Source organism: Nitrospirillum karajorum (genome assembly GCF_036348415.1).
Taxonomy (GTDB): Bacteria; Pseudomonadota; Alphaproteobacteria; order Azospirillales; family Azospirillaceae; genus Nitrospirillum; species Nitrospirillum amazonense_B.
Genome location: NZ_JAZBQB010000001.1, coordinates 213,847 through 235,709, shown reverse-complemented (window position 1 = coordinate 235,709; position 21,863 = coordinate 213,847). Strand labels below are relative to the sequence as shown.

Genomic DNA, 21,863 nt, shown 5'->3' with positions numbered 1-21,863 from the left:
TGTGGAGGGCCACACGACAGTGCGAAGCGTATGTTCCGGCTGATTTTTTAAGGCGTTTGGGGAATGGCGATGCAAATGAACACCGCTGGACGTGGGGCAAAGGGCATGGGAACCGGACATGGGGTTAAGCGGGCGCACCGACTGGTCGCTGCCCTGCCGTTGGCGGCGTTGACCTTGGTTCTGGCGGGGGGCGCCCAGGCCCAGTCACTGGAAGATGCCCTGATCCAGGCCTATCAGAACAACCCGACGCTGGAAGCCGGCCGCGCCGGTCAGCGCGCCACGGACGAAGGCGTGCCGCTGGCCCGCTCCAGCATGCTGCCGACGGTCACCGCCGACGGCAACGTCGGTAAGGAGCGCCTGACCCAGGGCCGCTTCATCGAGCATATGAACCCGGCGCAGAGCGGCGTGACCATCAACCAGGCGATTTATGCTGGTGGCACCATCCAGGCCGGCATCAGCCAGGCGGAAAATCAGGTGGAAGCCGGCCGCGCCAGCCTGCTGGACACCGAACAGCAGGTGCTGCTGGCCGCCGCCACCGCCTATCTGGATGTGGTGCGGGACCAGGCGGTCCTGGAACTCAACATCAACAATGAGCAGGTGCTGACCCGCCAGCTGGAGGCGTCCCGGGATCGCTTCCGCGTGGGTGAGTTGACCCGCACCGACGTCAGCCAATCCGAGTCGCGACTGGCCGGCGCGACGGCCGACCGTATTTCCGCCCAGGGCAACCTGGCTGCCAGCCGCGCCACCTATGCCAGGCTGATGGGCCAGTTGCCCGGGACGCTGAAGCAGCCGAACCGCTTGGTGCATCTGCCGGTGAACCAGGAGGAAACCATGGCCCAGGCCGAGGTGTCGGCCCCGGTGGTGGTGGCCGCGCGCTACAATCACAAGGCATCGCAGGATGCCGTGGACGGCGCCTTCGGCCAGATGCTGCCGCAGCTGTCCGCCAGCGCGCAGTACTACCGCAACTGGGACCAGTCGGCCCCCAACAGCCAGTACGACACGGCCGTCATCTCCGCCCGCGTCACCATTCCGCTATATGAGGGCGGCGGCACCTCGGCCAAGGTGCGCAGCGCCAAGCAGACGGAGCAGCAGCGCCGTACCCAGGTGATGGAGGCGGTGCGCTCCGCCGATGAGACGGCGGTGAAGGCCTGGCAGGCTTTGGTCACCGCCCGCGCCGCCATCGAGGCGTACAAGAGCGCCGTCGCCTCCAACGAGATCGCGTTGGAAGGCGTGCGGCAGGAGCAAGCCGTCGGCTCCCGCACCATCCTGGACGTTCTGAACGCGGAGCAGGAACTGGTGAACGCCAAGGTGGAACTGGTGCGGGCCCAGCACGATGAGCAGGTGGCTTCCTACCAGGTCTTGTCGTCCGTGGGGGACCTGACCGCCGCCAAGTTGGGCCTGAACGTGCCGCTGTACGATGCCAAGGCCCATTATGAAGAGGTGAAGGACAAGCTCTGGGGGCCGTCCATCGAGAAGTAAGGCCGGCAGACAGCGAGGCTGGAGCAACCTGGATGCCCGCTGGCCGCGGCGCGCTGGGTTCATAGGCTGGCCTGAGATGTCCGTCTGATAGAAAAGGGGCGGTCCCGACGCGCGGGGCCGCCCTTTTCTTCTGAGGAATGCGTGAGCCTGCCCCTATTCTTGGGGCGGATGAAGCAATGGCGGGGCTGGCCGGCGCGGGGATTGATCGGCGAGGGTTGGGCGCAGCATTGGCGGGCCGCGCATCCAATGATTAACCCAATGGCATTTTTACTGTTCTTGCCCTAGGCTGCGCCAGATGTCGGTCCCCCCTGTCGGTGCGGGGCCGCGGGGTCTCAGGTCCACGCCGTTACAGGTCAGGTTAGGCAACAATGGCTGACAAGTCACAACAAGAACCTTCGATGGAGGAGATCCTCGCCTCCATCCGGCGTATCATTTCCGAAGACACCGACGCCCCGCCGCCTGAGCCGGAGGCTCCGCCGCCTCCGCCTCCGCCTCCGCCCCCACCGCCGCCGCCTCCCCCGCCGGAGGATGATATCTTCGAAGCGGTGCCCATGCCGCCGCCCCCTCCGCCGCCGCCCCCACCTGAGGACGACGTGCTGGAACTCACGGATATCATCCCGGACGAGCCAGCGCCGGAGCCCGAGCCCCTGCCGGACCCCTTCGCGTATGAGCCGCCGCCCCCGCCGCCGCGTCGTCCGCCGCCGTCCATGGACGATGACCGCCTGATGTCGGAATTCACCGAGGAGGCGGCCAGCCGCGCCTTCTCCGGCCTGTCGGGGTTCCGCCGCGGTGGCCCCAGCCTGACGGGGGAGGGGCCCATTGGCCGTTCCGACGTCACGCTGGAAGAGATCGTGCACGTTCTGGTTCGGCCCATCCTGCGGGAATGGCTGGACGAGAACCTGCCCACCCTGGTCGAGCGCCTGGTCAAGCGCGAGATCGAGAAGGTGGTACGGCGCGGACTCGACTGACGCCCGCCGCCTCGATAAACCTTGGCAGACCCCAGGTAATTTGAGAGGGGGCGGCGCCGGACCCCGCGCCGCCCTTTTCTTTTGTTTTGAGCCCGTGATTTCAGGTGCCCGCCATGCTGGACAAGACCTTCTCCCCCGCCGATGTCGAACGCAGCCGCTATGAGCGCTGGGAGCGCTCGGGCGCTTTCGCCGCCCATGTCGACAGCAACGCCCAGCCCTATACCATCATGATGCCGCCGCCCAACGTGACGGGCAGCCTGCACATGGGGCATGCGCTGACCTTCACGCTGCAGGATCTGCTGATCCGCTATCACCGCATGAGCGGCCGCGACGCCCTGTGGCAGCCGGGAACCGATCATGCCGGCATCGCCACCCAGATGGTGGTGGAGCGTAACCTCGCCAAGGAAGGCAAGACCCGCCAGGAGATGGGCCGCGAGGCATTCCTGCAGAAGGTGTGGGAGTGGAAGGCCGAGTCCGGCGGCACCATCACCCGCCAGTTGCGCCGCCTGGGCGCCTCGCCCGATTGGTCGCGTGAGCGCTTCACCATGGATGAGGGCCTGAACGCCGCCGTCCGCAAGGTGTTCGTCGAGCTGTACCGCCAGGGCCTGATCTACCGCGACAAGCGCCTGGTGAACTGGGACCCCAAGCTGCACACCGCCATCTCCGACCTGGAGGTCGAGCAGAAGGAGGTGAAGGGCAGCCTTTGGTACTTCCGCTATCCGGTGGAAGGCATGGCGGATACTTTCATCACCGTTGCCACCACCCGTCCGGAAACCATGCTGGGTGACACCGGCGTGGCGGTGCATCCGGAGGATGAGCGTTACAAGGACCTGGTGGGCAAGTACGTCATCCTGCCCATCACCGGCCGCCGCATCCCCATCGTCGCCGACGAGTACGCCGATCCCGAGACCGGCACGGGCGCGGTGAAGATCACGCCCGCCCACGACTTCAACGACTTCGAGGTTGGTCGCCGGCATAACCTCGAAATGATCAACCTGTTCGACCGTGACGCGAAGCTGAACGAGCACGCGCCGCCCGAGTATCAGGGGCTGGATCGTTTCGTCGCGCGCAAGAAGGTGGTCGAGGAGATCGAGGCCCTGGGGCTGCTGGAGAAGATCGACCCCCACACCCTGATGCAGCCGCATGGCGACCGTAGCGGCGTGGTCATCGAGCCGTGGCTGACCGACCAGTGGTATTGCGACGCGGTCACCCTGGCCAAGCCCGCGTTGGAGGCGGTGGAGCAGGGTAAGACCCAGTTCGTGCCCAAGCAGTGGGAAAACACCTATTACGAGTGGATGCGCAACATCCAGCCGTGGTGCATCAGCCGGCAGCTGTGGTGGGGGCACCAGAATCCCGGCGTGGTTCGGGCCCGACGGAAAGTTCTTCGTCGCCGAGACGGAGGCCCAGGCCCAGGCCGAGGCGGACGCCCATTACGGCGCCGCCACGCCCCTGACCCGCGATTCCGATGTGCTGGACACCTGGTTCTCGTCCGCGCTGTGGCCCTTCTCCACCCTGGGCTGGCCGGAAAAGACGCCGGAGGTGGCGCGCTATTACCCCGGCGACGTGCTGGTCACCGGCTTCGACATCATTTTCTTCTGGGTCGCCCGCATGATGATGATGGGCATCCACTTCATGGGCGACGTGCCCTTCCGCACCATCTACATCCACGCCCTGGTGCGGGATGAGAAGGGGCAGAAGATGTCGAAGTCCAAGGGCAACGTCATCGATCCCCTGGACCTGATCGACCAGTACGGTTGCGACGCGCTGCGCTTCACCCTGACCGCCATGGCGGCCCAGGGCCGCGATATCAAGCTGGCGACCTCGCGCGTCGAGGGTTACCGCAATTTCGCGACCAAGCTGTGGAACGCCGCCCGCTACGCCCAGATGAACCAGGTGGCGCCGGTGCCGGGCTTCGCGCCCACCGGTTTGACCCAGACGGTCAACCGCTGGATCGTGGGCGCGGTGGCCGATTGCGCGGCGCAGGTGACGGAAGCGCTGGAAGGCTATCGTTTCAACGACGCAGCCAACGCCCTGTACCACTTCGCCTGGGGCAGCTTCTGCGACTGGTACCTGGAATTCACCAAACCCATCCTGCAGGGCGAGGATGAGGCGGCGAAGGCCGAGACCCGCGCCGTCACCGCCTGGGTGCTGGACCAGATCCTGCACCTGCTGCACCCCATCATGCCCTTCCTGACGGAAGAGCTGTGGGAGAAGCTGGGCGAGGGACAGGAGCGCGGCGACCTGATCACCGCCACCTGGCCGCAGTACCCCTCGGCCTACAAGGACGTCGGCGCCCAGGCCGAGATGGATTGGGTGGTGCGCTTCATCTCCACCATCCGCACCATCCGGTCGGAAATGAACGTGCCGCCGTCGGCGCAGTTGCCGCTGCTGGTGAAGGGGGCTGGGGCCGACACCGCCGCGCGCCTGGTCACCCACCGCGACCTGATCCTGAAGCTGGCCCGCCTATCCGACATCACCCTGACGGAGGAGGCGCCGGCCACCGGTGCCGTGCAGGCGGTGGTGGATGAGGCGACGTTGGTCCTGCCGCTGGCCGACTTCATCGACATCGCCAAGGAGAAGGCCCGCCTGGCCAAGGAAATCCAGAAGCTGGAGGGCGAGATCGCCAAGGTCGACGCCAAGCTGGGCAACCCCAACTTCGTCGACAAGGCCCCGCCCGAGGTCATCGAGGAACAGCGGGAGCGCCGGGCCGAGGCGGACGGCACCCGCGCCAAGCTGGCCGAGGCGCTGTCGCGCCTGGGCTGAGCCCCGCCTCCTCGCGGCATCAAGGTCGCGTCCGGCTTCCCCGTCGCTCAGGCGGCGAAGGGGCCGGGCGCGTCCGCCGTCGGCTTTTTCAGCCAGATGCTGGCCAGTGCCACGAAGGGCACCAGGTGCAGCAGGGTGCGGGTCTCATTGGTGAGGCCCAGGGCCAGGACGGCGACCACCTGCACCCCGACGAAGGCCGCCAGCGCCAGGGCACGGGGGCCGTGCCGCCGCACCATGAGGGCCGTCATCCCCAGGACGGTGGCCAGATAGACGGGAATCAGCAGATCCAGGGACAGGCTGGGATCGGCGACCCAGTCATAGAACTGGCCGAAGTTCTCCCCCACCTGGATGTGGAAATAGCCGTCGAAGGTGGTGGAGGACGACTTCTGGATTTCCTTGAACAGCTTCCAGCCCATCTCTTCCTTGAGCAGGGTGCGCCGCAGGGTTTCGATGATGGCGAAGGCGGCGATGCTGCCGCCGACCCCGGCGCCCAGCCATCGTGGATCCGGCCGCCGCTTTTCAATCCAGGCATCGACGAGCGCCTTGGCCACCATGTAGCCGCCGATGAACACGGCGGACTCGTGATTGAAGCAGGCGACGCCCAGCAGGGCCAGGAAGGCCCACCACGGCGCCCGGGTCAGGACCAGCAGGTAGAAGACCGCCGTGGTCAGCAGCAGCACGAAGTCCCAGATGTACAGCCAGGGCTTGGACATCAGCGCCGCGAACAGGACATGCATGGCCAGCAGGGCGGTCCACGCCTTCTGCCGGCCATTCCCGTCCTGGCCCCCCGCCGCCTGGGCGGCGTAGAACAGGGCGAGGCCGGCGCCGGTCAGGCCAAAGATCGCGACGGTGGCGTGCGCGTTGGCCAGGGTCATGCCCATCAGCTCGATCAGATGTTCCATCACGGGCGCCAGCACGCGCGACTGGAAGAAGCGCCAGTGGGGATAGCCGTACAGCACCCCCACCTCCGCCTGCAGGTTCTGCAGCAGGTACTGATCGAAGAAGTGGACGACATGACGCCATTGCGCCACGGCCAGCATGAAGGACGTGCCCGTCACCAGCAGGGCGTCCAGGATTTCTTCCCGCTCTTCCCGCAAATCCAAACCACGCATAAGCGACTTTTCCCCCAAAGCCGGTCCCTCGGCCTGGCCGCTTCACCGCAGGGCCAGGTCCGCCAGGGCGGCCGGCAGGTCATGGAAATGATCCACCAGCCGGTCCGCCCCTAGTTCTTCCACGGGCATGCGCGGATAGCCATAGGTAACGCACACGACGTGGCAGCCGGCGGCGCGGCCGGCGGTCACATCGTTGGCGCCGTCGCCCACCATGACCGTCCGGGCGGGCGCCACGCCCAACTGGGCCATGGCATGCAGCAGGGGCCCTGGGTGGGGTTTGCGCGTCGGCAGGGTGTCGCCGCCCACCACCGCCGTGAACAGGCCGTCCAGGCCGATGGCCCGCAGCACGGCGTGGGTCGCGCGCTCCGGCTTGTTGGTCACCAGGGCCAGGGGGATGCTTTCGCGCAGGCTGGCCAGCGTCGCCGCCACACCGGGGAAGACGCAGCCGGGATCGGCCGGCAGGGACTCGTAGATGGCCATGTAACGGTCGGTCATGGCGGGGATCGAGTCGGGGTCCAGGGGCCGTCCGACGGCGGCGAAGGTGCGGGTCACCAGCATGGGGGCGCCGTCGCCGATGAATTGATGCACCTGAGCCAGATCCAGGTTGGGCAGGTTCTCCTCATCCAGCAGGCGGTTGATGCCGGTCAGGATGTCGGGGGCGCTGTCGATCAGGGTTCCGTCGAAATCGAACAGGATGGCGGCTGGCAACGCGGACATGGGCGGGCCTCCGGCGAAGGCGGTTTCGCGACACACCAACGTTGTGGCAGTAAGGGGGCCGCGCTGGCAATGGCGTCGGGATGGCCTGGCGCCCGCCTCATCCCATCTGACGACGGCTCTTGCCCCGCCAGCTCCTGAACCAAGCCGTCCAAAGGGTATCGCCATGACCGCTTCGACGCCGACCGCCGCCCTCGCCTGCATCGTCCTGGCGGCGGGGAAGGGCACCCGGATGAAGTCCGACCTGCCCAAGGTGCTGCACCCGATCGCCAATGAGCCCATGGTGGCCCATGTCCTGCGGGCGGCGGCGGCGCTGAACCCGGATCGCGTCGTCGTGGTGGTGGGGCCGGGGCAGGAGGGGGTGGCCAAGGCCGTGGCGCCGCATACCACCGTGTTGCAGCCCCAGCAGCTGGGCACGGCCGACGCGGTGAAGGCGGCGCGGGCGGCCCTGGGGGATTTCCATGGCGACGTGCTGGTGCTGTTCGGAGACACCCCCCTGGTGCGGCCTGAGACGCTGTCCCTGCTGGTCCAGGCGCGGCGCGGTGCCGGTGATCCAGCCGTGGCGGTGCTGGGCATGCGCCCGGCCGACCCCGCCGCCTATGGCCGTTTGGTGCAGGATGAGACCGGTGGCCTGACCAAGATCGTGGAGTACCTGGACGCGACGGCCGAGGAGCGCGCCATTGGCCTGTGCAACGCCGGCCTCATGGCCTTCGATGGGCGCCGCCTGTGGGCCATCCTGGACGCCATCGGCAACGCCAACGCCAAGGGCGAATACTACCTGACGGACGCCGTGGCCGTGGCCCGCGCCCAGGGCCATGCCTGCGCGGTGGCGGAGGGGGACCCGGCGGATGTGGAAGGCGTCAATTCCCGTGTCGAGCTGGCCAAGCTGGAAAAGCTGATGCAGGCCCGCCTGCGCCGCCAGGCCATGCTGGACGGCGCCACCCTGGCCGACCCGGACACGGTGTGGTTCTCCGCCGACACGGTGCTGGGCCGCGACGTCACCGTGGGCCAGAACGTGGTGTTCGGCCCCGGCGTGGTGGTCGAGGATGGCGTGACCATCCGGCCCTTCTGCCATCTGGAAGGGGTGGTGGTGCGGCGCGAGGCCATCATCGGCCCCTATTCCCGCCTGCGCCCCGGATCCGACATCGGCGCCGGCGCCCACATCGGCAACTTCGTGGAGGTCAAGGCCTCCACCCTGGGCCAGGGCGCCAAGGCCAACCATCTGGCCTATGTCGGCGATGCCGATATCGGGGAGGGGACCAACATCGGGGCCGGTGCCATCACCTGCAACTATGACGGCACCTTCAAGTACCGCACCCAGGTGGGCCGCAACGTCTTCGTCGGCACCAACGCCACCCTGGTGGCCCCGGTGCAGGTGGGCGACGGCGCCTTCATCGCCGGCGGCAGCACCATCACCGAGCCTGTTCCCGCCGACGCCCTGGCCATCGGCCGTGGCCGCCAGGTGGTGAAGGAGGGTTGGGCCGCCGCCTTTACCGCCGCCCAGAAAGCGCGCAAGGCGGCGCAGAAGAAGGGCTGACCGGGAAAGGGTTAGGCTGGGATGGCCCGGCTGGGCGATGGTAGGGGACCAAGGATGGGTGCGGCGCATTAACGACAGGGGGCGTCATGCACAGGACGATGGCGGAGCCAGGCTGGCGGGAACTTTATAAACCCAAGCTGGTCACGGTGCTGCGTGAGGGGTATGGCCTGCGCGACCTGCGGGCCGACCTGGTGGCCGGGCTGACGGTGGCCATCGTGGCCTTGCCGCTGTCCATGGCCATCGCCATCGCCTCGGGCGTCACACCGGACCGGGGGCTGTACACCGCCATCGTTGGCGGCTTCCTGGTGTCGCTGCTGGGCGGCAGCCGGTTCCAGATCGGTGGCCCGGCCGGGGCCTTCATCGTGCTGGTCGCCGCGTCGGTGGAGCGGCTGGGGGTGGGGGGCATGGCGCTGGCCGTGGTCCTGTCCGGCCTGATCCTCATGGCCATCGGTGCCCTGCGCCTGGGCACCTTCATCAAGTACATCCCCTATCCCGTCACCGTGGGATTCACCGCCGGCATCGCCGTCATCATCGCGGCCAGCCAGGCTCGTGACCTGCTGGGCCTGACGCTGCCGGGCAAGGAGCCGGGGCCGCTGGTGCCCAAGCTGCTGGCCCTGGGGCACGCGCTGCCCACGCTGAACCCCGCCGCGCTGGGTACGGCGGTGGCGACCATCGCCCTGATCGTGCTGCTGCGGCGCTGGCGCCCTCACTGGCCCGTCCTGCTGATCGCGGTGGCGGCGGCCAGTGTGGCCGCGGCGCTTGCCCACCTGCCCGTCGAGACCATCGGCACGCGCTTCGGCGGCATCCCGCGCAGCCTGCCGGCCCCCCATCTGCCGCCCCTGTCGCCGGACCTGGTATTAGCGGTTTTGCCGGACGCGGTGTCCTTCGCGCTGTTGGGCGCCATCGAAAGCCTGCTGTCCGCCGTGGTGGCCGATGGCATGACCGGCCGGCGCCACCGGGCCAATGCCGAGTTGGTGGCGCAAGGTGTTGCCAACATCGCCAGCGCGCTCTGCGGCGGCATCTGCGTCACCGGCACCATTGCCCGCACCGCCACCAATGTGCGGGCCGGTGCGCGCGGCCCGGTGTCGGGCATGGCGCATGCCGTGTTCCTGGCGCTGTTCATGGCGGTGGCCGCCCCGCTGGCCAGCTATATCCCCCTGCCGGCGCTGGCGGCGGTGCTGGCGATCGTCGCCTGGAACATGGCGGAGAAGCATGCCTTCGGCCTGTTGCTGCGGGCGTCCTGGGGGGATGCCGCGGTGCTGCTGTCCACCTTCCTGCTGACGATCCTGCGGGACCTGACGCTGGGCATCGTCGTCGGCTTCGCCACCGGGTCGCTGCTGTTCATCCACCGCATGGCCGGGACCCTGCGGGTGGAGGGGGGCAGCCCCCTGGTGGCACCTGACGTGGCCGATCACGCCGGCCCGCTGCCGGACCAACCCCAGACACACGACGACGACATCCTGGTCTTCCGCCTGTCCGGTGCGTTCTTTTTCGGGGCGGCGGCCGGCGTGTCCGCCCTGTTCGACCGTATCGCGGCCCGGCCGAGGGCTTACGTGCTGGACCTGACGGCTGTGCCGCTGCTGGATTCCACGGCCGTGACCGTCATCGACGGGCTGGTGGCCAAGGCGCGCAAGCAGGGGGCCGTGGTGGCCATCGCCCTGGCCGATCCGGAGGCGCGGCGCCTGCTGCTGACCCAGGGCCTGAAGCCGCCGCAGGTCCATTTCGGCCGCACCCTGGACCAGGCGCTGGTCCGCGCGCGCCGTGCCTTGGGCCGGGCGGGGAGCCTGCCGGATACGGATCACGAAGCGGCCTGAGCCCCAAGATCCGGATTGCAGCTTGGCCTGGGAACGCAGGCGGGGGATGGCCGGTTATGACCCGCTGGCCGATAGTCGTGCCGGTTCCCGCATTGCAACACCGCCGTAGCCCGCCTACGTAAGAACCATGCCCCCCAGGCGGCCCCCAGGCGGTTGTTACAAGAGGTTTGCCATGGATACCCCCGTTCGCGCCCCCCAAGTTCGCGCCCCCCACGGGCCCCTCATCCGCACGGCTCAGGCCCTTGGGCTGAAAGACCCCGGCTTGCTGCGGGACCAGGCTTATATCGGCGGGTCCTGGGTGGATGCCGACAGTGGCGGCACCCTGGACGTCGACAACCCCGCGACGGGCGAGGTCATCGGCACCATCCCCAACATGGGCGCCGCCGAGACGGCATTGGCCATCAAGGCGGCCAATGCCGCCTGGGCCGGCTGGCGCGCGCGTACCGCCAAGGACCGCGCGGCCGTCATGCGCCGCTGGTTCGAGATGATCATGGCGGCGCAGGAGGACCTGGCCCGCATCATGACGGCGGAACAGGGCAAGCCCCTGGCCGAATCGCGGGGCGAGGTCGCCTATGGCGCCAGCTTCATCGAGTGGTTTGCGGAGGAGGGCAAGCGCGCCTACGGCGACACCATCCCCAGCTTCGCCGGCGATAAGCGCATCGTGGTGGTGAAGGAGCCCATCGGCGTCGCCGCCGCCATCACCCCCTGGAACTTCCCCATCGCCATGATCACCCGCAAGGTGGGACCGGCCCTGGCCGCCGGCTGCCCTATCGTGGTGCGGCCGTCCGAGGTGACGCCCTACAGCGCCCTGGCGCTGGCCGTGCTGGCGGAGCGGGCGGGCTTGCCGCCGGGGGTCTTCAGCGTCGTCACCGGCCATCCCAAGCCCATCGGCGGGGAGATGACCTCCAACCCGCTGGTGCGCAAGCTGTCCTTCACCGGGTCCACGCCGGTGGGCAAGCTGCTGATGAAGCAGAGCGCCGACACGCTGAAGAAGCTGTCGCTGGAACTGGGCGGCAACGCGCCCTTCATCGTCTTCGACGACGCTGACCTGGACGCGGCGGTGGAGGGGGCCATGGCCTCCAAATACCGCAACGCCGGCCAGACCTGCGTTTGCGCCAACCGAATCCTAGTGCAGGACGGCGTCTATGACGCCTTCGCCGCCCGGCTGGCGGAGGCGGTGGGACGGCTCCGCGTGGGCGATGGAGCGGAGCAGGGGGTGACCACCGGACCCCTGATCAACGCCGCCGCCGTGGAGAAGGCGGAACGTCACATCGCAGATGCGGTGTCCAAGGGCGCCCGCGTGGCCATGGGCGGCCGGCGCCATGCCCTGGGCGGCAACTTCTTCGAGCCCACCCTGCTGCTGGATGCCACGCCGGACATGATCCTGGCGCGGGAGGAGACCTTCGGCCCGGTGGCGCCGCTGTTCCGTTTCACGGACGAGGCCGAGGCCATCCGCATGGCCAACGATACCGAGTTCGGCCTCGCCGCCTATTTCTACAGCCGCGACATCGGCCGTATCTGGCGGGTGGCGGAGGCGCTGGAATACGGCATGGTCGGCATCAACGAGGGCATCATCTCCACGGAGGTGGCGCCTTTCGGCGGCGTGAAGCAGAGCGGCCTGGGCCGCGAAGGCTCCAAGTACGGCATCGAGGATTACCTGGTGGTGAAATACCTGCTGATGGGCGGCCTGAAGGCCTGAGCGGGCGCGCCGCCCACCCTGGAGAGCGCCTGCGGCCGCAGGGCAGTCATGTTGCGAAATTACCGGAAAATCACCGACCTTGTTACCAAAGGGGTGATTTTCCGGTGGCGCTTCCAGGGAATTGTGGTAGTGAAATAACCGCATAATTGATAACGGGCGGATGGCCCTGCCATCCCTGGGAACCTAAGCCAAGGCGCCATGATGGCTGAAGTGCTGCAAGTCAATCCCTTCGATTTCGTCGTTTTCGGCGGTACCGGCGACCTTGCCATGCGCAAGCTGTTGCCCGGTCTCTATTACCGGGAACGCGACCGGCAGATGACGGATGAAAGCCGCATCATCGCCGTCAGCCGCACCGAGCAGACGGTGGAGGATTTCCGGGGCACGGTGTGGGCGGCGCTGCAGCGCCACGTGCCCGCCGCCGACCTGGAGCCGGCCGTGTGGGAGCGTTTTTCCGCCCGGCTCAGCTACGTGTCGCTGGACGCCACCAAGCCCGCCGGCTGGGAGCCGCTGCAGAAGCTGCTGAAGGGGCATGAGGGCAAGGCCCGCGTCTGCTATTTGGCGACCGCGCCCAGCCTGTTCGGTGCCATCTGCCGCAACCTGCAAGCCGCCGGCCTGGTGACCGACACCTGCCGCGTCGTGCTGGAAAAGCCCATCGGCCACGACGGCCAGTCCGCCAATGCCGTGAACGAGGAGGTGGGCGCCGTCTTCCCCGAAGACCGCATCTACCGCATCGACCATTACCTGGGTAAGGAGTCGGTGCAGAACCTGATGGTCCTACGCTTCGGCAACGCCTTGTTCGAGCCGTTGTGGAACAGCAGCTGGATCGACCATATCCAGATCACCGTGGCCGAGAGCGTCGGCGTCGAAGGCCGGGCCGAGTATTACGACAAGGCCGGCGCCCTGCGCGACATGGTGCAGAACCACTTCCTGCAGCTGCTGTGCCTGGTGGCGATGGAGCCGCCGGCTCACCTGTCGGGCGACCAGATCCGCAATGAGAAGATCAAGGTGCTGCGGGCCCTGCGCCCCATCACCCAGACGGATGTGAAGGCCAAGACGGTGCGCGGCCAGTACCGCGCCGGTTCCATCAACGGCCAGCCCGTGCCGGGCTACGCCGATGAACTGACCCGCTCCAGTAACACCGAGACGCTGGTCGCCATCAAGGCCGAGATCGAGAATTGGCGGTGGAGCGGCGTGCCCTTCTACCTGCGCACGGGCAAGCGCCTGCCGGTCCGGTATTCCGAGATCGTCGTCCAGTTCAAGGACGTGCCCCACAGCGTCTTCCCCAAGGGCTCGGGCGACCTGATGGCCAACCGCCTGGTCATCCGCCTGCAGCCGGACGAGGGCGTGCAGCTGAACATCATGACCAAGGTGCCGGGGCCCGGTGGCCTGCGCCTGCGGTCCGTGCCGCTGAACCTGTCGTACGCCGAGGCCTTCAAGGATCGGTATCCGGAGGCTTATGAGCGGCTGCTGATGGATGTGGTGCGGGGCAACCCGTCGCTGTTCATGCGCCGTGACGAGGTGGACGCCGCCTGGTCGTGGATTGACACCATCCTGGCCGGCTGGGAACAGACGGACATGCGCCCGGACCCCTATGCCGCCGGCGGTTGGGGCCCGATCAGCGCCGCCCTGCTGCTGGACCGTGACGGCCGCCGCTGGCACGACCCCGAACTGTAAGGGTTCGGCGGAGTTCATTCGACTTGAAGCCCCGGGGCCGGCACCGCATCGCCGGCCCCGTCGGCGCCCCACGTTCATGGCTTTTCAGCCAGGGAGGACCCCATGGCGCTACACGACACCCTGCGGCGGGTCACAGACCGCGTCATCCAGCGCAGCGCGGACAGCCGCGCCCTCTATCTGCGGCGCCTGGACGCCCAGAAGGGCCAGAGCCCCCGGCGCGGAGCGCTGGGCTGCGGCAACCTGGCCCATGGTTTCGCCGGCTGCGCCGCCGACGACAAGGCGGCGCTGGCGGGCAACCGCAAATCCAACATCGCCATCGTGTCGGCTTATAACGACATGCTGTCGGCCCACCAGCCGTTCGAGCGCTTCCCCGCCATCATCAAGAAGGCGGCGCATGAGGCCGGTGTGGTCGCCCAGTTCGCTGGCGGCGTGCCCGCCATGTGCGATGGCGTGACCCAGGGCCGCGACGGCATGGAGCTGTCGCTGTTCTCCCGCGATGTCATCGCCCAGGCCACGGCCATCGCCCTGTCGCACGACATGTTCGACGCCGCCCTGTACCTGGGCATTTGCGACAAGATCGTTCCCGGCCTGCTGATCGGCGCCCTGTCCTTCGGCCACCTGCCGGCCATCTTCGTGCCGGGCGGCCCCATGCCGTCGGGCCTGTCCAACCCGGAAAAGGCGCGCATCCGCCAGCTGTACGCGGAAGGCAAGGCCACCCGCGACGACCTGCTGGAGGCGGAGTCCAAGTCCTACCACTCCCCGGGCACCTGCACCTTCTACGGCACCGCCAACTCCAACCAGATGCTGATGGAGATCATGGGCCTGCATTTGCCGGGCGCCTCCTTCATCAACCCGAATACGGAGCTGCGCGACGCCCTGACGGTGGCGGCCACCCAGCGTGTGGCCCAGCTGACGGAGCAGGCGGGCAACTACCTGCCCATCGGCCGCCTGGTGGATGAGCGCAGCATCGTCAACGCCATCGTCGGCCTGCTGGCCACGGGCGGATCGACCAACCACACCCTGCACCTGGTGGCGGTGGCGCGCGCCGCCGGCGTCCGCATCGACTGGCAGGATTTCAGCGACCTGTCGGGGGCGGTCCCCTTGCTGGCGCGGGTTTACCCCAACGGCGTGTCGGACGTGAACCACTTCCACGCCGCGGGCGGGCTGCAGTTCCTGATCAGCACCCTGCTGGACGCCGGCCTGCTGCATGGCGATGTCGCCACCGTGGTTGACGGCACGGAGCAGGGCACCGGCCTGGACGCCTACCGCCATGAGGCCTGGCTGAAGGACGGCAAGGCCGCCTGGCGCCCTGGCACCCCGCACAGCGCCGACACCACCATCCTGCGCCCCGCAGCCGAGCCCTTCGATCCGTCGGGCGGTATCCGCCTGCTGACCGGCAACGCCGGCCGCGCCATCATCAAGGTGTCGGCGGTGAAGCCGCAGCACCGCATCGTCGAGGCGCCAGCCATCGTCTTCGACAGTCAGGACGACATGCTGGCCGCCTTCAAGCGCGGTGAGCTGGAGCGGGACTTCATCGCCGTCATCCGCTTCCAGGGCCCTGCGGCCAACGGCATGCCGGAACTGCACAAGCTGACGCCGCCTCTGGGCGTGCTGCAGGACAAGGGCTTCAAGGTGGCCTTGGTCACCGACGGCCGCATGTCCGGCGCCTCGGGCAAGGTGCCGGCCGCCATCCATCTGACGCCGGAGGCGCTGAAGGGCGGCTCCCTGGCCCGCATCCAGACCGGCGACGTGGTGCGCCTGGATGGCGAGGCCGGCACGCTGGACATCCTGGTGGACGCGGCCGAGTTCGCCACCCGCCCGGCCGCCGCGCCCGACCTGAGCGCCAACAGCTGGGGCACCGGCCGCAACCTGTTCGGGGCCATGCGCGCCCATGTGACCGGCGCCGAGGAAGGCGCCCATAGCTTCGGAGAGGATTTCGCATGAGTTCGCAGAGCAAGTACGGCGTGGGCGAAATCCTGGCGCTGGGCCCCGTCGTCCCCGTCCTGATCATCGAAAAGGCCGAGGATGCCCTGCCGCTGGCTGAGGCCCTGGTCGAGGGCGGTGTGCGGGTGCTGGAGGTCACCTTGCGCACGGAGGCCGCCCTGGCCGCCATCGAGACCATCGCCGCCAAGGTGCCGGACGCCGTGGTCGGTGCCGGCACGGTGGTGACGCCGGACCAGGTGGGCCGGGTCCAGGATGCCGGGTCGCAGTTCATCGTCAGCCCCGGCTGCTATCCCGCCCTGCTGGACGAGGTGTTGGCCAAGGGCGTGCCCTTCCTGCCCGGCACAGCCACCCCGTCCGAGGTGATGGCGTTGCAGGCGCGGGGCCTGCGCCATGTGAAGCTGTTTCCGGCCGAGGCCGTGGGCGGCCTGAAGCTGATCAAGTCGCTGGCCTCGCCCCTGCCGGGTGTGACCTTCTGCCCCACGGGCGGCATCACCGTGAAGACGGCGCCCGACTATCTGGCCCAGCCCAACGTCGCCTGCGTCGGTGGCTCCTGGCTCACCCCGGCGGACCTGGTGGCGGCCAAGGATTGGGCCGGCATCACCAAGCTGGCGCGCGAGGCCTCCGCCCTGCGCGGCTGAGGACAATCGACTCCAACCACGTCTTACAGGGGGCAGGGCGTCGGCGGATCACCGCCGGCGCCCTTTTCCTAAGGAATAGGGGGACTTGCCGGGGGGCCGGCGGCCCGGCACAGTGCGGGCATGACCGACCATCCGTCCCCCCTGCACCTGACGCTCGACGATGACGGCATCGCCCTGGCGACGCTGGACGCCCCTGGCCGTGCCAACCTGGTGGATGACGCCCTGGTGGCGGCGCTGGATGAACTGGCCGCCATCCTGGAGGACCGGGAGGAGGTGCGCGGCTTGGTCATCACGTCGGCCAAGGGGCATTTCCTGCTGGGGCGGGAGCCGCTGGGCCTGCTGGCCCTGGCGGATGCAGCACCCGGTCTGGCCGACGACGCGCTGCTGGCGGCTATCGCCCCTTATGGCGACATCCTGCGTCGCCTGGAAGGAACGGCCAAACCCATCGCGGCGGCGCTCAGCGGGTCGGCCCTGGGACCGGGGCTGGAGCTGGCGCTAGCCTGCGGCTACCGCGTCGCCACCGACCATCCCGCCGCGCAATTCGGCTTCCCCGACCAGCGCCTGGGCCTGATGCCCATGGCCGGCGGCACCCAGCGCCTGCCCCGCCTGCTGGGTTGGGTGGGCGCGCACGGCCTGCTGTCCGGCGGCCATATGGTGACGGCGGCGGCGGCGCTGGAGGCGCAGCTGGTGAACGAGGTGGTGCCGGCCAGCCATGTGCGCGCGGCGGCCAAGGCCTGGGTACGTGGCCGTCTGGCGCAGAGGGCGGAACCGCCCTTCGTCGTTGGCCAGAAGCGCAAGCCCATCGCCGTGGCCTCGGCCACCGCCGCCATCGATACGGCGGTCAGCCAGGGGCTGAGCCTGGCGTTGGATGAGGGACTGGCGTTGGAACGGGCGCTGGCCGCCGGCCTCTTGCGCCGGGGCGAGGTCGCGGCCCTGGTCCGCACCCTGGTCGTGGCGAAGGGGGAGGCGGACAAGGCCACCTGGCGCCCGGCGTTGCCGGTGGCGGATTTGGCGCGCGTCGCCGTCCTGGGACGCGGCCCGGCGGCGGACGCCGTGGCGCTGGCGGCCCGCCGCGCCGGCCTGGATGTGTATGTGGTGGCGGACGCCGACGGTCTGGACCATCTGGCGCCCGCGCGCCTGGGCGGCCGTAAGATCGAAATCCTGTTCGACGCCAGCCGCGAGGATTTGGCGGCCAAGCGGGCCCTGCTGGCCGCGGCGGAGGCGGTGCTGGGCGATGATACCCTGTTGGCGCTGACGGGGCCCCGCCTGCGCGTGGGCGCGGTGGCCCAGGGCTTGTCCTGGCCGGACCGCCTGGTGGGCCTGCACCTGCCGGCCGATGGCGGCGTGGCGGAGGTGGTGGCCGGGTCCGCGACCTCGGCCCCCGCCCTGTCCATCGCCATCGACGCCGCCCGGCGCCTGGGCCGCACCCCCTTTCGGGTGGAGGACGGGGAGGGCCGTTTCCTTGGCCGGCTGTACGCGGCCTATCTGCGGGCGGCCCTGGACTTGGGCCCCACGGTTGGCGCGGCGGACGTGGACGCGGCGGCGCGCGGCGCCGGCCTGGCGGAGGGGCCTTGGTCCCTGGCCCGCCGGCTGGGATATGCCGGCGTCACCGACCTGTTGGGGGAGGAGGGGGCCGCCGCTGTCCTCGCCGCCCTGAAGCGCCCGCCGGACGACCCGCCGCCCGCCGATGCCGGGCGGCAACTGATGGCGGCGGTGCGCACCGCCATGGTCACGGCCCTGGCCGAGGGGCTGGTCAACGACGCGGCGTCCGCCGACCTCTTGGCCGTCCTGGGTTTCGGCTGGCCGGCCGCCAGTGGCGGACCGCTGGGCAGCTTCGCCCGGCGTTAGGTTCCCCCCGGATAGAAACAAAAAAGGGCCGGGCGATGCGGTCGCCCGGCCCTTTTCATCACCGGAAGCGCACCGATCAAGCGGCGCGGCGGCGGCTGTAGAAGAAGTACACGCCGAAGCCGATGACCATCCAGATGATCAGGCGCAGCCAGGTATCGCCCGGCAGGCCCGACATCAGGTAACCGCAGACCAGCACGCCCAAGGGGCAGACCAGCCAGAACAGCGGCGTCTTGAAGGGCCGTTCGGTGTCCGGCTGGGTGATGCGCAGCACCAGGACGCAGCCGCAGACGATGGCGAAGGCCAGCAGGGTGCCGATGGAAACCAGCTCACCCAGGATGTCGATGGGGAACAGGCCCGCCAGGAAGGCGGCCAGGACGCCGGTGACGACGGTGGCCACGTGAGGCGTGCGGTAGGTCGGGTGCACCTTGCCCAGCACCGGGGGCAGCAGCTTGTCGCGCGACATGGCGTACAGCACGCGGCTCTGGCCCAGCATCATGACCAGCATGACGGTGGTCAGGCCCGCCACGGCGCCCAGGTCCACCGGCAGGGCCAGCCAGTGCAGATCCTTCACCGCCTCGATGGCCACGACCACCGGGTGGGGCACGTTCAGCTCGGTGTAGGGGACCAAGCCGGTCAGCACCAGGGACATCAGGATGTACAGCACGGTGCAGAAGATCAGCGATCCCAGGATGCCGATGGGCATGTCGCGCTGGGGCCGCACCGCCTCCTGCGCCGTGGTCGAGACCGCGTCGAAGCCGATATAGGCGAAGAAGATGACGCCGGCGCCGCGCAGCACGCCGCTCCAGCCATAGTGGGAGCCCTTCTCGTCCACCACCTCGGCCGGGATCAGCGGCGACCAATGCGCCGGGACCACGTAGAACAGGCCGAAGCCGATGACCAGGAACACCACCACCAGCTTCAACAGCACGATCAGGCCGTTGACGCGGGCCGAATTGCGGATGCCCAGATACAGCAGCACGGTGATCAGGCCCACCAGCACCACGGCCGGCAGGTTCAGGATGGCGCCCGTGGTCTCAAAGTGGAAGCCGTCCTTCACCGTCAGCGGGGCGGAGGTCAAAGCTGGTGGGATGACGATGCCCACCTGTTTCAGCAGGTTCACGAAATAGCCCGACCAGCCGACCGCCACCGTGCCCGACGCGAACAGATATTCCAGCGCCAAATCCCAGCCGATGATCCAGGCCAGGAACTGGCCGACGGTGACATAGGCGTAGGTGTAGGCGCTGCCGGCCACCGGCACCATGGCCGCGAACTCGGCGTAGCACAGGCCAGCGAACAGGCAAGCGGTGGCCGCCAGCACGAAGGATAGGACGATTCCGGGGCCGGCGTACTGGGCCGCGGCCGAGCCCGTCAGGACGAAGATGCCGGCGCCGACGATGGCGCCGATGCCCAGCGCGGTCAGGTTCCATGCATTCAGGCTGCGCGCCAGGGTGGGGCGGCCTTCGTCGCCGTCATTGTCGGCGCTGGCCTCCGCAATAGTCTTTTTCGTCCAAAGGCTCAAAACCACCTCTCCCGTATCTGCCCAACCGGATGGCGGCGCTGTGCAAGCGCGTGCCGCCGGCGTGATGTGATGCCCCGCGTATTGCTTGGATGTCGATGTACCCGCTGGCGGGGGCGCTGTCACCTTAAACGGCGACCAAAAATGTTGATGGGCCAAGCTTTTCCGATGGTGCGGCCCCCGGCGGGGGTGAAGCGCGCTTGGCAGGCCATCCCGTCACACCATCCCCGCCTGGTCCACGCCTGTCCGGTTGGCCTAGTCACTTGGTGCGCGTCCCCGGTTATCCTGGATTGGTTTGAACCCGAAACGATTGCCGTTAATTGACACTCGGCGCGGCGGGGCCTGAAGATGGACCCCATGCCGCGCAGGGTCGGGGGTACGCCCGGCATGGGACCAAGGGAAGCGGCACGGACGGCATGGCAGGCCGGGTGGCGGCGGCAGGCCCCTCGAGTCTGATGGCGTCGGGCGCACCCTATGCGAATGCGCGCTTTATGGATTTGGGAACGCGTGGGTCGGCCTGATACCATTCCTGGTGCCGGGCGATGCCCCGGTCCGCTATTTGGAGTTCCCGCCGTGCGAGGCGACGCGCCCAACCCCTGGAAACGGCAGCCCGACAAGGGTCAGTTGTACACCCGCATCATCGGCGACATCCGGCAGTTGGAGCAGTCGGTGGGTGCCCTGCAGCGCACCTGCCAGATGGTGGCGCGGACCAAGGAGCTGAACGCCTTCCGCAGGCTGTGGGTGGAGGTGGGGGACACCCTGTCCTTCATCACCGTGCTGGCGTCGCGCGGGGAAAGCCTGGATGAGAGCAAGCGTCCCGCCACGCTGATCCGCCTGGCCCAACTGCGCCAGACGGTGACGGAACTGCACATCCAGTCGGTGGAGCCGGTGTTGCAGGCGATGGTGGACCGGGCTGAGCCCATGGGCCTGGGCACTGGCTATGTCATGGAAAAGTGGATCAGCCACCTGGACGTGACGGCGCAGGAGGTGGCACAGGCCGTTGCCGATCTGGAGCGATTGCACCAGGACGTGCGGCACGCCGCCCTGTTGGCGGAGACGGTGCCCGTGGGCGACGCGGCGGCCCCCTTGCTGAAGCAGGACGCGGTGGAGGCCTCGTACGAGGCGGCGGTGGCGGGCTATGGCCGCCTGGGCGGCGCTATCGCCCGGTCCCGCGCGCTGGCCCAGATCATCGTCCAGTCCGCACCCGCCCTGCGCGACTTCACCCATGACCGCCAGGAACAGACCGTCACGGCCTATCTGCGGGGCCCCGGCGATGTCGCCGCCCTGCCGGGACCAGGGGGCGGGGGCGCCATGACCGGCACGCTCTATCTGATCCGCAAGGAGGGGAAGCTCTATGTCGATCCGGAGCTGTCGTCCGACGCGGTGAAATCGTTGCGCGGCGGCGGCCTGATGGAGGATCTGTCCAAGCGGGTCGATCTGCCGCGCCACAAGCTCACCACCCTGCTGGCCGGCCGCGACGGTATCAATTTCACCTTCCTGTCCAAGCTGAAGGCGGGGGTGGAGGGCATGACCGGCGCCGGCGGCGTGAAGGTCGAGGTTCTGCAGACCTGAGCGGTCGGCAGGGGCCGCTTCTGCCATTGCCATCGCCCTCAAGGTCTGCCCCTAATCCAGCGCACCTTGCGAAGCGGTCCCGATGGTCAAGCCTGCCAGCCTTTCCCCCTCCCCAGACGACACGGTCCCCGCGGACGACGCCGACAATCCGCTGGCGCTGGATCGCCAGCTGTGTTTCGCCCTGTACCAGGCGACCAACCGCATCACCCGGGCCTATCGCCCGCTGCTAGAAGCCTTGGGCCTGACCTACCCGCAATATCTGGCGCTTATGGTGCTCTGGCAGGGGGCGCCCCCGGGGTCGTCCATGACGGTGGGGGATTTGGGGGCGCGCCTGGATCTCAACTCCGGCACCCTGACCCCCTTGCTGAAGCGCCTGGAGGCTGCCGGCCTGGTGGCCCGGCGCCGTGATCCGGAGGATGAGCGCCGCGTGCGTGTCGAGCTGACGCCGGCGGGATGGGCGCTGCGCGACAAGGCGCTGGCCATTCCCGGCGCCATGTTCTGCCGCTTTCCCATGCCCCTGGATGAGGTGACGGACCTGCGCGACCGCCTGCATCGGTTGGCGGCGGCGCTGGGCGAGGGCTGAGC

The 21,863-nt window shown here is 68.8% G+C and carries 14 protein-coding genes and 1 pseudogene; 12 read left to right on the top strand and 3 right to left on the bottom strand.

Annotation, left to right across the window (positions count from 1 at the left end; all coding sequences use genetic code 11):
• The first annotated feature begins 105 nt into the window (after positions 1 to 105).
• From UCD39_RS01055 to UCD39_RS01045, 3 genes and pseudogenes are all read left to right on the top strand, one after another.
• Positions 106 to 1,479: a TolC family outer membrane protein gene (locus UCD39_RS01055; RefSeq protein WP_246130208.1), complete on the top strand. Its 1,374-nt coding sequence runs from the start codon at positions 106 to 108 to the stop codon at positions 1,477 to 1,479.
• Between the two features lie 368 nt (positions 1,480 to 1,847).
• Positions 1,848 to 2,447, top strand: coding sequence for a PopZ family protein (locus UCD39_RS01050; RefSeq protein WP_503629716.1), 600 nt, complete (start codon positions 1,848 to 1,850; stop codon positions 2,445 to 2,447).
• A gap of 113 nt (positions 2,448 to 2,560) precedes the next feature.
• Positions 2,561 to 5,210 (top strand): annotated as a pseudogene (locus UCD39_RS01045) (valine--tRNA ligase).
• Between the two features lie 47 nt (positions 5,211 to 5,257).
• Here UCD39_RS01045 and UCD39_RS01040 read toward each other — a convergent pair.
• Both UCD39_RS01040 and gph read right to left on the bottom strand, forming a co-directional pair.
• On the bottom strand, positions 5,258 to 6,322 hold the full coding sequence (locus UCD39_RS01040; protein ID WP_330494296.1) for a hypothetical protein: 1,065 nt from the start codon (positions 6,320 to 6,322) through the stop codon (positions 5,258 to 5,260).
• A gap of 42 nt (positions 6,323 to 6,364) precedes the next feature.
• Positions 6,365 to 7,039, bottom strand: a complete 675-nt coding sequence (gene gph / locus UCD39_RS01035; RefSeq protein WP_330494295.1) for a phosphoglycolate phosphatase — start codon at positions 7,037 to 7,039, stop codon at positions 6,365 to 6,367.
• A gap of 163 nt (positions 7,040 to 7,202) precedes the next feature.
• On the opposite strand from gph, the gene glmU reads away from it, so the two are divergent.
• The 7 genes from glmU to UCD39_RS01000 all read left to right on the top strand — a co-directional run bounded on the left by glmU (position 7,203) and on the right by UCD39_RS01000 (position 18,190).
• Positions 7,203 to 8,573 carry a bifunctional UDP-N-acetylglucosamine diphosphorylase/glucosamine-1-phosphate N-acetyltransferase GlmU gene (glmU, locus tag UCD39_RS01030; RefSeq protein WP_330494294.1) on the top strand — a complete coding sequence of 457 codons (1,371 nt, stop codon included), beginning with the start codon at positions 7,203 to 7,205 and terminating at the stop codon, positions 8,571 to 8,573.
• Between the two features lie 86 nt (positions 8,574 to 8,659).
• Positions 8,660 to 10,387 carry a SulP family inorganic anion transporter gene (locus tag UCD39_RS01025; protein ID WP_330494293.1) on the top strand — a complete coding sequence of 576 codons (1,728 nt, stop codon included), beginning with the start codon at positions 8,660 to 8,662 and terminating at the stop codon, positions 10,385 to 10,387.
• A 172-nt stretch (positions 10,388 to 10,559) separates the two neighbouring features.
• Positions 10,560 to 12,086, top strand: a complete 1,527-nt coding sequence (locus tag UCD39_RS01020) for an NAD-dependent succinate-semialdehyde dehydrogenase (protein ID WP_330494292.1) — start codon at positions 10,560 to 10,562, stop codon at positions 12,084 to 12,086.
• Between the two features lie 201 nt (positions 12,087 to 12,287).
• Entirely contained in the window at positions 12,288 to 13,760 is a 1,473-nt protein-coding gene (zwf, locus tag UCD39_RS01015; RefSeq protein ID WP_330494291.1) for a glucose-6-phosphate dehydrogenase, read from the top strand.
• A gap of 102 nt (positions 13,761 to 13,862) precedes the next feature.
• Positions 13,863 to 15,704 carry a phosphogluconate dehydratase gene (edd, locus tag UCD39_RS01010; protein WP_330494290.1) on the top strand — a complete coding sequence of 614 codons (1,842 nt, stop codon included), beginning with the start codon at positions 13,863 to 13,865 and terminating at the stop codon, positions 15,702 to 15,704.
• Positions 15,701 to 16,342 carry a bifunctional 4-hydroxy-2-oxoglutarate aldolase/2-dehydro-3-deoxy-phosphogluconate aldolase gene (locus UCD39_RS01005; protein WP_145730583.1) on the top strand — a complete coding sequence of 214 codons (642 nt, stop codon included), beginning with the start codon at positions 15,701 to 15,703 and terminating at the stop codon, positions 16,340 to 16,342. Before edd ends, UCD39_RS01005 begins: the two co-directional genes overlap by 4 nt.
• A 120-nt stretch (positions 16,343 to 16,462) precedes the next feature.
• Entirely contained in the window at positions 16,463 to 18,190 is a 1,728-nt protein-coding gene (locus tag UCD39_RS01000; RefSeq protein WP_330494289.1) for an enoyl-CoA hydratase-related protein, read from the top strand.
• Positions 18,191 to 18,266: 76 nt separating this feature from the next.
• Here the strand turns inward: UCD39_RS01000 and UCD39_RS00995 are convergent, their stop codons facing one another.
• The gene (locus UCD39_RS00995; protein ID WP_330494288.1) at positions 18,267 to 19,715 is read right to left on the bottom strand and encodes an amino acid permease; all 1,449 of its coding nucleotides are present in this window, start codon (positions 19,713 to 19,715) and stop codon (positions 18,267 to 18,269) included.
• A 564-nt stretch (positions 19,716 to 20,279) separates the two neighbouring features.
• On the opposite strand from UCD39_RS00995, the gene UCD39_RS00990 reads away from it, so the two are divergent.
• Together UCD39_RS00990 and UCD39_RS00985 are read left to right on the top strand one after the other, a co-directional pair.
• Positions 20,280 to 21,278: a hypothetical protein gene (locus tag UCD39_RS00990; RefSeq protein WP_330494287.1), complete on the top strand. Its 999-nt coding sequence runs from the start codon at positions 20,280 to 20,282 to the stop codon at positions 21,276 to 21,278.
• An 82-nt stretch (positions 21,279 to 21,360) separates the two neighbouring features.
• Entirely contained in the window at positions 21,361 to 21,861 is a 501-nt protein-coding gene (locus tag UCD39_RS00985) for a MarR family winged helix-turn-helix transcriptional regulator (protein ID WP_330494286.1), read from the top strand.
• Positions 21,862 to 21,863: the final 2 nt, after the last annotated feature.